The following is an 8,068-nucleotide window of genomic DNA, read 5'->3' as shown; positions in this document are numbered from 1 at the left end:
CATTTGTGCCACTGTGTCTGGAATATAATCTGTATCGGATGGTGTGACGTGAGGACCCGAGCAATTCAGAGATGTGGCGGCCCCGGATGAGGGGTACTCGTCTTTCATGCGACCTCACGAAACTGATTGCAACCGCACTCAATGACACACAGCTTCTCAACCATTTCAAGGAGAAATACCGGCCAGCCGAACCTACATAGCGTCAGACGGCGGTCATCAGCCGCGCCGCGTCGAGCATGCGGTTGGAAAAGCCCCATTCGTTGTCGTACCAGCCGAAGACCCGGATCAGCCGGCCTGCCGTGACATGGGTTTCGGGCAAGGCCATGACGATGCTTTCGGGCCGTGCGCGCAGGTCTGATGAGACGAGCGGTTTTTCGGTCCAGCCGATCACGCCGCCCGCGCGCTGCAACGCGTCGTTCACCGCTGCGCGGTCCGGTTTCGCCCGCGTCATCACCGAGAGGTCCACCGCCGAGACCGAGGCCACCGGGACCCGCACGGCAGCCCCTTCGATCCGGCCCGCAATCTCGGGCAGGACCACGTCCAGCAGGCGCTGGGCCGAGGTTGTGGTTGGCACCATCGACAAGGCCGCCGCGCGCGACCGCGCGAATTCGGCTCCCGGCGCATCGACTGTGGGCTGGCTGCCGGTATAGCAATGGATCGTCGTCATCCAGCCGGTTTCCACGCCCCAGTCCCGCTCGATCAGCCGCACCAGCGGGGCCAGCGCGTTGGTGGTGCAGGAAGCATTCGAGACGATCCGGTGATCGGCTTGCAACCGGTCCTCATTCGCGCCGATCACCAGCGTGAAATCAGCGGTCCTGGAGGGCCCCGAGACGAGCACGCGTCCCGCCCCGGCCCGAAGCCCCGCTTCGGCAAAGGACCTCTCACCGCCAAGCCCGGTGCATTCCATGACGATGTCGATATCCGACAAGTCGAGCGTGGAAAGATCGCGGGCGCCGGTCAGCCGGATCTGGCGGCCGTTGACGACAAGGCTTCCGCCCTCAAGCCGCACCTCGCCCGGCCAGGGACCGAAGGTGGAATCGTATTCGAAAAGATAGGCCGCCATTTCGGGCTTGGCGATATCGTTCACCGCCACGATCTCGATATCGGCATGGGTCGGGTCAGACAGAGCCGCCCGCAGGACCGACCGGCCAATGCGGCCGAAACCGTTCAGGGCAATGCGGACAGGCATGACGGGTTCCGTTCTTTCTGGGCTGGGGGAGGGGTAACGCAAAGCGTGCCGCAGGGGAAAGGCAAATAATGTACCGGGCACATTGGGGCCGGTGCTGCTGCCTCATGTGTCGTCTGCGGTCAGCCGGGTTGTCGCCAGTGTACTGAGCGCGATCATCAGCGTCGCGGTGCCAAGGACCATGGGCAGGCCGCCCAATTGATAGGTCAGGCCCGATAGCAGCGTGCCGGTCAGCCGCCCGCCCGCATTGGCCATGTAGTAGAAGCCGACATCCATCGTCACGCGTTCGGACGTGGAAAAGGCGAGGATCAGGTAGGAATGGAGCGAGGAATTGACGGCAAAGAGCGCGCCGAAAACCAGCAGCCCGGCAATCAGCGTGACGGTGAGCCAGGGTCGCGGATCTGGTGCGGCGAATGTGGCGAGGGTCAGGGCCGCGGGGACGAGGAAGAGCATCCCGGCCCAGTTGCGCGCGGCGCGGATCAGGTCGGCTTCAGACCGGGTATTGGCGCGCAGGATGCGGGGGGTTGCCGCCTGAACCGCGCCGTAAAGGATGATCCAGCCCGCCATGAATGTGCCGATCAGGAAGAAGGCCGCGCGGTTGCCTGCCTCGGACCCGTCGGACAAAACGCCGTAGAAATAGATCGGGATGCCGACGACGAACCAGACGTCCCGCGCGCCAAACAGGAAGACCCGGGCCAGCGACAGCCAGTTGATATTGGCAGATTTCAACCAGACCTCGGAGAATTTCGCGCCTTTGCGGCCCTTGGGCAGGCCGGGCGGCATGGCTGCGACAGTGGCAAGCAGAATGACCGCCAGCAGGGCGGCCATGACCAGCACGGCCGAGACAAATCCAAGACCGGCCAGCAAAGCGGCCCCCAGAAGGAAGCCGATCCCCTTGACCGCGTTCTTCGATCCGGTCAGCACCGCCACCCAACGGAAGAGGCCGCCACCTTGGGCAGGCGCCAGCAGTTTGACGGCGGATTTGGAGGACATCTTGGCAAGGTCCTTGGCCACACCGCTGGCCCCCTGCACGACCATGACATAGGCAACCGACAGCCCGACCGCCCAGCCGGGATCAAGAGCGGCCAGCGCGACAAGAGCCGCGACCTGAAGCGCCAGCCCGGCACAAAGCGTCGACGTCAGCCCGAACCGCGCGGCGATCCAGCCTGCCGAGAGGTTGGTGACCATACCCGCCACTTCATAGAGCACGAAAAGATAGGCAAGCTGCACCGGACTGAAGCCGAGCGTATGGAAATGCAGAAGCACCAGCATCCTCAGCGCGCCGTCAGTCAGCATGAAGGCCCAATAGGCGGCGGTCACGGCGATATAGGCCGAAAACCCCTCGGGGCGCGTCTGGCTCACAAAGAGGCCCCGACCATCAGCGCCACATCGACCAGCCGATGGGCATAGCCCATCTCATTGTCGTACCAGGCATAGATTTTCACCTGGGTGCCGTTCACCACCATCGTGGAAGGGGCATCGACAATCGAGGAGCGGATGTCGTTGGTGTAGTCGGTCGAGACGAGGGGGCGTGTCTCATAGCCGAGAATGCCCTTGAGCACACCTTCAGAGGCCGCCTTGAATAGCGCGTTCACCTCTTCGGCGGTGGTCTCTCGCTCAACTTCGAAAACGCAATCGGTCAGCGAGGCATTCAGCAGGGGTACCCGGACGGCATGCCCGTTCAGGCGGCCCTTCAGTTCGGGATAGATGAGCGTGATCGCCGTCGCGCTGCCGGTCGTCGTCGGGATCAGTGAATTGAGCGCCGACCGCGCCCGGCGCAGATCCTTGGCGGGGCGGTCGACGATGGTCTGGGTGTTGGTGACGTCATGGATCGTGGTGATGGAGCCGTGGCGGATGCCCAAGCCTTCATGGATCACCTTCACGACCGGCGCGAGGCAGTTGGTGGTGCAACTTGCCGCCGTGACGATCCGGTGGCTGGCGGCATCATAGGTGTTGTCGTTCACGCCATAGACGATATTGGCGGTCGGGCCGTCCTTGACCGGGGCCGAGATCACGACCTTCTGCACCCCGGCATCGAAATAGGGGGCGAGCCTGGCCTCGGTCTTGAAGGCGCCGGTGCAGTCGATCACCACATTGACGCCGTCGAGCGGCAGGTCGGAAAGTGATTTCGTGCCGATGAAGGGCAGGCGGGTGCCGTCGATGGTCACGCTGTCCGCGTCATGCGAAAAGGCGGCGTCCCAGCGGCCATGAACCGTGTCGAACTCAAACAGATGGGCGTGCATTTCGGGGTCGCCGACCGCGTCATTGATCCAGGCGATCTTTGCGCCACGTTCAAGCAGCGGTTTCAGGGCAAGCTTTCCGATGCGGCCAAGGCCGTTCAGGGCATAGGTGGTCATTCTGTTGATTTCCCGTGTTCACGCCCGATCTGATCAAGCGCGGATTGTAAGGCCAGCCGGTCGAGCGACGCGAGCGGCAAGGCGGTGAAGGCTTCGATCCTGCGACGGAGTGCGCCGTAGGCCGTCTGGAAGGCCAGACTTTTCTCGGCATCGGTGCCGTCTGCCCTGACCGGGTCGGGCACGCCCCAATGACCGCTGATCGGCTGACCGTCCCAAGGCGGGCATTCCTCATTCGCGGCCTGATTGCAGACCGTGAACACGAAATCCATCTGGGGCGCGTCGGGGCCGGAAAACTCGGACACGGTTTTCGCGCGCAGGCCGGAAATGTCATGGCCCTTCACCAGCAACTGGCTGATGGCGAAGGGATTGAGCTCTGAACGCGGTTTCGTACCTGCCGAATAGGCGTTGAACCGGTCCCCGGCGAGGCTGCGCAGCAGTGTTTCGGCAAAGATCGACCGTGCGGAATTGCCGGTGCAGATGAAAAGCACATTGTACTTTCGGTCAAAGGCGGTCGTCTTTTCCGCAACCGGGACCGGTGCGCAGATATCCGGTCGGCCACGGCAACAATCCATGAGCAGATAGTCGAAGGTCTGGCGCACGTTTTCCATATCGACCGCATAAAGCAGCGACGTGCCCGCGCGGCCTTGCGTGATCAGGCCTGCCTGCACCAAAGCTGCCAGATAGGTCGAAAGCGTGCTGGCCTTGAGGCCAAGTGCCCCGGCAATCTCTCCTGCCGGAACCCGGTCGGGATAGCGCCGCATGAGCAACCGGAACAGGGCCAGCCGATGCGGATGGCCGAGGGTCGTGAGGCGATGGGGAATCTCTATTTCCATATTTCATGAATATTGGAAATACAGATTGAGGAAAAGAGGTATTGCAGCCGTCAGCATACTTTTTTCAGATCGGGTCCGCCATTGGCGGCACCGCCAGCCTCAGCGCCGCGCCGTCCGGCGGTTTCGGCATCGCCCCCCGGCTATGGGCGGCCAGAACCACCCGGCAGGCATTGCGGATATCTTCGGCAAGGTCATGATAGAGGATGAGGTCAATCGCGCCCTCGGCCAAAAGTGCGCGGTTGTCGGGGTCAAGATCGTGGCCGATTAGGATCGGCTTTTGCGCCCCGGCATTCCGGATCGCCGAGAGCAGAAGGCGGTTATTGCCGCCGATGGAATATAACCCGTCCGGCGGGGCAGTGCCGACCGTTTCGCCGACCCGGCGGGTGAATTCCACGGTATCGTGGCCTTCGACGATCACGGCCAGCTCTGCATCCGGCAGCATCGTCTGCAATGCCTGACGAAACGCCTTCTCACGCTCTTCCTCGCCCCGGAACCGGTCGTTGCGGATGGTGACGAGAATGCGCGGGCGGGTGTGACGGGCCAGCCATTTGTGCAGGAACCAGGCCGCCGTCCGACCGGCGCTGGTATTGTCGAGCCCGACATAGGCCCGGCGTCGGGTTCCCGGCAGATCGGTCGCCAGTGTGATCACCGGAATGCCTTCTGTGTCGAGCCGGTCGATGGCGTCCCGGATCGGGCCTGTATCCGGTGCCATGACAATCACGCCATGACTGCCAAGACGTGCGGCACGGGACAGGGCGCGCTCCATCTCATCGGGCGGGAAATGGGTTCTGGTGTCGCTGCGGATGCGGAAACTGGCCGGTTGCATCAATGGCATTTCCTGCCGGATTGCGGCGTCCAGCGTTTCGCGAAAGGTCTGCGGGGCCTCGACAACAAGGTCGATGATGAACTTGCGGCCCGATGCGGCAAGCTGACCGGCCTGCGCCTCAAGCTCCCGGATCGCGTGGTGCACCCGTTCGGCGGTCTGCCGCCTGACACCGGCGCGCCCGTTCAGAACCCGGTCCACGGTCGCGGTGCCCAGCCCGGCCTGAAGCGCGATATCCTTGACGAGAAAACGGTGGGTCATGGTTCTGATGCGTTTTTGATGGATTCTGCTGCGCCGTGAATGTGGCCCGAACTGCTAGTGTCGCGCAAGGAAACATGCGGACGGGAGGACAGTATGCTGGATCGGAACGAGGCGGATACAGGCGTCTGGCTGGGCACGCGCGATTGCGACATCACGGAATTCGCGGCCCATGTGGAGCGGGAAACCAAGGCGGCGGATCATCCCCATGCCGCCGAGATTGCAAAGAACATCCCGGTCTATGACGGAGAAGTTCTGAGGCGCGATTTCACCGATGCCGACAAGGCGCGGTCGGTGATGGCCGAGTTCAACCGTGTCTTCGCCACCGGCCCCGGCATCATTGCGATCCGGGGCGGGCATCCCGACACGGCGCTTCTGGATGAGGTGACCGAGGTCCTGAGCGCAATCATCGCCGAGGAGGAAGCGGCCCAGCCCGGCAAGGGCGATCATTTCGCCGCCGCTGGGGCCAACAGCCGTGTCTGGAACGCGCATGAAAAGCTGGGGGTCCGCGACCCGGCGCTCTTTGCGCGCTACAATGCGAATGAGGTCGTGCGCCGGGTGGCCGAAGCCTGGCTTGGCCCCTGCTACCAGATCACCACGCAGGTCAATGTCGTCCGCCCCGGCGGCAAGGCGCAGATGCCGCATCGCGATTACCATATGGGGTTCCAGACCGAGGAGATCCTGCGCGATTATCCCGCCTCGCAGCACGCGCTGTCGGCCTTGCTGACGCTACAGGGGGCGATTGCCCACAGCGATATGCCGATGGACAGCGGGCCGACCAAGCTTCTGCCCTGGTCGCAAAGCTATCTGCCGGGTTACATCGCCATTCATCGCCCCGATTTCCGGGGCTATTTCGAAGCAAACCACGTGCAGTTGCCGCTGGAAAAGGGCGATATGGTCTTTTTCAATCCGGCGACCTTTCACGCAGCGGGCGAGAACAAGACAGCGGATGTGCAGCGTTTTGCCAACCTGATGCAGATTGGCTCGGCCTATGGCCGCTCGATCGAGATCGTCGACCGCAACCGCCTGACCTTGGCGGTCTATCCGCATCTCAGGGCGCTGGCGGAAGCCGGAGCGTTGTCGGGGCGCGAGGTGGAGAACGTGGTGGCCGCAACAGCCGAAGGGTATCCGTTCCCGGCCAATCTTGACCTTGATGCACCGGTGGGCGGCATGGCCCCGCCGAGCCAGCAGGATGTGATGCGAAAGGCTTTGGCCGAAAGCTGGGATGAAGACCGGCTGAACGCCGAAATCCTGGCGCAGCAGGGGCGGAAGCGATCACATTGAGGCATTGCGCGGCGGCGGGGGCGGAAGCGCACTGATGCCGCGTGGTGTCGAAACAGGGGAAATAGGGCAGGGGCCCGGCGAAACTCACTTTCGCCCGGCCATTTCGTTCTGCCTTAAGTGTTCGGTCGGGCCTGAACCCGGTCGGAGCGGCCCAGCGAAGGGGCGTGCCAATATTGGGCTCCGGGCAGGCCATCGCCTCTGCCGAAACGCAAAATAATTTTCGGACGGATGTCGAAACCGGCCCCTGCCAATCGTCCTTGCTGTGTCACAACAACAGGAGGACGGACATGACACTCGAGGTGACCGGGCTTTATGCCGCGGTTCTGGCGCTGATGATGATCGCGCTTCAGATCCTCGCCATCGCCGCGCGGGCGAAACATGAAGTGCTGTTTGGCGATGCCGGTGAGATGCGGATGATCCTGCCGATCCGCCGGCATGGCAATTTCGTCGAACATGTACCGATGGCGCTGATCGTGATGGCACTGGCCGAGGCGCAGGGCCTGTCCGGAGCATGGCTGCACGCAGTGGGCCTGCTGCTTGTCGTGTCGCGGGCCCTTCACCCCTTTGGGCTGGCAGAGACAAAAAAGGTCCTGCCGATCCGCATTGCCGGCATCGTCGGCAGCTGGATTGCGACGCTGATCCCGGTTGCCGCCCTGTTCGGGCTGATCTGACCCTTGCCGGATGCGGGTTCGCGTCCGACACTTACCCCCAACCAAGAAAGGAACAACCGATGAAATATCTGATCCTGCTTTATGGAAGCGAAAGCAACGGCCCGGAACCGGGAACGCCCGAATTCGGGAAGATGATGGCTGGCTACAAGGCCTTCGGCGAAAGGCTTGATGCCGACGGGATCCAGTGGGCGGGCGAGGCGTTGCAGGAAGTGTCCTCGGCAACTTCGATCACCCGGCGCGGAGGCAAGGTCGAGACGATGGATGGTCCCTTTGCCGAGACCAAGGAAAAACTCGGTGGTTATTACCAGATCGACGTGCCCGACCTTGATAGCGCCTTGCGCTATGCCGAGATGATCCCGGCGGTGGATTTCGGCACGATTGAAATCCGGCCGATCATGGATGTCGGCCCGCTTCTGGAAATGATCGGGTGACAGACCAATCCGGCCCCGATCCGGCGGCGGCGTTGCAGGACACCGTCGCCCGCGACCGGGGCCGGTTGCTGTCCGCACTGATCCGCGAATTGCGCGATTTCCAGTTGGCCGAAGATGCATTGCAGGATGCGGCCGAGGCGGCCCTGGTGCATTGGGCGCGGAGCGGTGTGCCCACCGATCCCCGGGCCTGGCTGTTGCGGGTGGGGCGACGCAAGGCCATCGACC

9 protein-coding genes are annotated in these 8,068 nt (G+C 63.1%); 4 read left to right on the top strand and 5 right to left on the bottom strand.

The window, feature by feature from the left end:
• Positions 1 to 202 precede the first annotated feature (202 nt).
• From WBB85_RS05605 to WBB85_RS05585, 5 genes are all read right to left on the bottom strand, one after another.
• Positions 203 to 1,189 (bottom strand): type I glyceraldehyde-3-phosphate dehydrogenase, encoded by a 987-nt coding sequence (locus WBB85_RS05605; RefSeq protein ID WP_432637644.1) that lies wholly within the window; start codon positions 1,187 to 1,189, stop codon positions 203 to 205.
• A gap of 102 nt (positions 1,190 to 1,291) precedes the next feature.
• Positions 1,292 to 2,482 (bottom strand): organoarsenical effux MFS transporter ArsJ, encoded by a 1,191-nt coding sequence (gene arsJ / locus WBB85_RS05600; protein WP_432637645.1) that lies wholly within the window; start codon positions 2,480 to 2,482, stop codon positions 1,292 to 1,294.
• A gap of 62 nt (positions 2,483 to 2,544) precedes the next feature.
• The gene (locus tag WBB85_RS05595; protein ID WP_432637643.1) at positions 2,545 to 3,543 is read right to left on the bottom strand and encodes an ArsJ-associated glyceraldehyde-3-phosphate dehydrogenase; all 999 of its coding nucleotides are present in this window, start codon (positions 3,541 to 3,543) and stop codon (positions 2,545 to 2,547) included.
• The gene (locus WBB85_RS05590; RefSeq protein WP_432637642.1) at positions 3,540 to 4,376 is read right to left on the bottom strand and encodes a helix-turn-helix domain-containing protein; all 837 of its coding nucleotides are present in this window, start codon (positions 4,374 to 4,376) and stop codon (positions 3,540 to 3,542) included. The genes WBB85_RS05595 and WBB85_RS05590 overlap by 4 nt, the downstream gene beginning before the upstream one ends.
• A 64-nt stretch (positions 4,377 to 4,440) precedes the next feature.
• The gene (locus WBB85_RS05585; RefSeq protein ID WP_432637641.1) at positions 4,441 to 5,460 is read right to left on the bottom strand and encodes a LacI family DNA-binding transcriptional regulator; all 1,020 of its coding nucleotides are present in this window, start codon (positions 5,458 to 5,460) and stop codon (positions 4,441 to 4,443) included.
• A 93-nt stretch (positions 5,461 to 5,553) separates the two neighbouring features.
• Between WBB85_RS05585 and WBB85_RS05580 the strand changes: the two genes are divergently transcribed.
• The 4 genes from WBB85_RS05580 to WBB85_RS05565 form a co-directional block, all read left to right on the top strand.
• Positions 5,554 to 6,741 (top strand): phytanoyl-CoA dioxygenase family protein, encoded by a 1,188-nt coding sequence (locus WBB85_RS05580; protein ID WP_432637640.1) that lies wholly within the window; start codon positions 5,554 to 5,556, stop codon positions 6,739 to 6,741.
• 287 nt (positions 6,742 to 7,028) lie between these two features.
• Positions 7,029 to 7,412 carry an MAPEG family protein gene (locus WBB85_RS05575; protein ID WP_432637639.1) on the top strand — a complete coding sequence of 128 codons (384 nt, stop codon included), beginning with the start codon at positions 7,029 to 7,031 and terminating at the stop codon, positions 7,410 to 7,412.
• 59 nt (positions 7,413 to 7,471) lie between these two features.
• Positions 7,472 to 7,843 carry a YciI family protein gene (locus WBB85_RS05570; RefSeq protein ID WP_432637638.1) on the top strand — a complete coding sequence of 124 codons (372 nt, stop codon included), beginning with the start codon at positions 7,472 to 7,474 and terminating at the stop codon, positions 7,841 to 7,843.
• Positions 7,840 to 8,068, top strand: a 229-nt coding sequence (locus WBB85_RS05565; RefSeq protein ID WP_432637637.1) for a sigma factor, incomplete at its 3' end; no start/stop codon positions are given. The genes WBB85_RS05570 and WBB85_RS05565, both read left to right, overlap by 4 nt.

It is taken from the genome of Albidovulum sp., from assembly GCF_049646345.1.
GTDB lineage: Bacteria > Pseudomonadota > Alphaproteobacteria > Rhodobacterales > Rhodobacteraceae > Albidovulum.
This window is presented reverse-complemented; position numbering and strand designations above follow the sequence as displayed.

What these genes read in the sequence shown, in the direction of transcription:
- WBB85_RS05605 (WP_432637644.1), bottom strand. Translation starts at nt 1,189, where the DNA reads ATGCCTGTCCGCATTGCCCTGAACGGTTTCGGCCGCATTGGCCGGTCG.
- arsJ (WP_432637645.1), bottom strand. Translation starts at nt 2,482, where the DNA reads ATGCTGACTGACGGCGCGCTGAGGATGCTGGTGCTTCTGCATTTCCAT.
- WBB85_RS05595 (WP_432637643.1), bottom strand. Translation starts at nt 3,543, where the DNA reads ATGACCACCTATGCCCTGAACGGCCTTGGCCGCATCGGAAAGCTTGCC.
- WBB85_RS05590 (WP_432637642.1), bottom strand. Translation starts at nt 4,376, where the DNA reads ATGGAAATAGAGATTCCCCATCGCCTCACGACCCTCGGCCATCCGCAT.
- WBB85_RS05585 (WP_432637641.1), bottom strand. Translation starts at nt 5,460, where the DNA reads ATGACCCACCGTTTTCTCGTCAAGGATATCGCGCTTCAGGCCGGGCTG.
- WBB85_RS05580 (WP_432637640.1), top strand. Translation starts at nt 5,554, where the DNA reads ATGCTGGATCGGAACGAGGCGGATACAGGCGTCTGGCTGGGCACGCGC.
- WBB85_RS05575 (WP_432637639.1), top strand. Translation starts at nt 7,029, where the DNA reads ATGACACTCGAGGTGACCGGGCTTTATGCCGCGGTTCTGGCGCTGATG.
- WBB85_RS05570 (WP_432637638.1), top strand. Translation starts at nt 7,472, where the DNA reads ATGAAATATCTGATCCTGCTTTATGGAAGCGAAAGCAACGGCCCGGAA.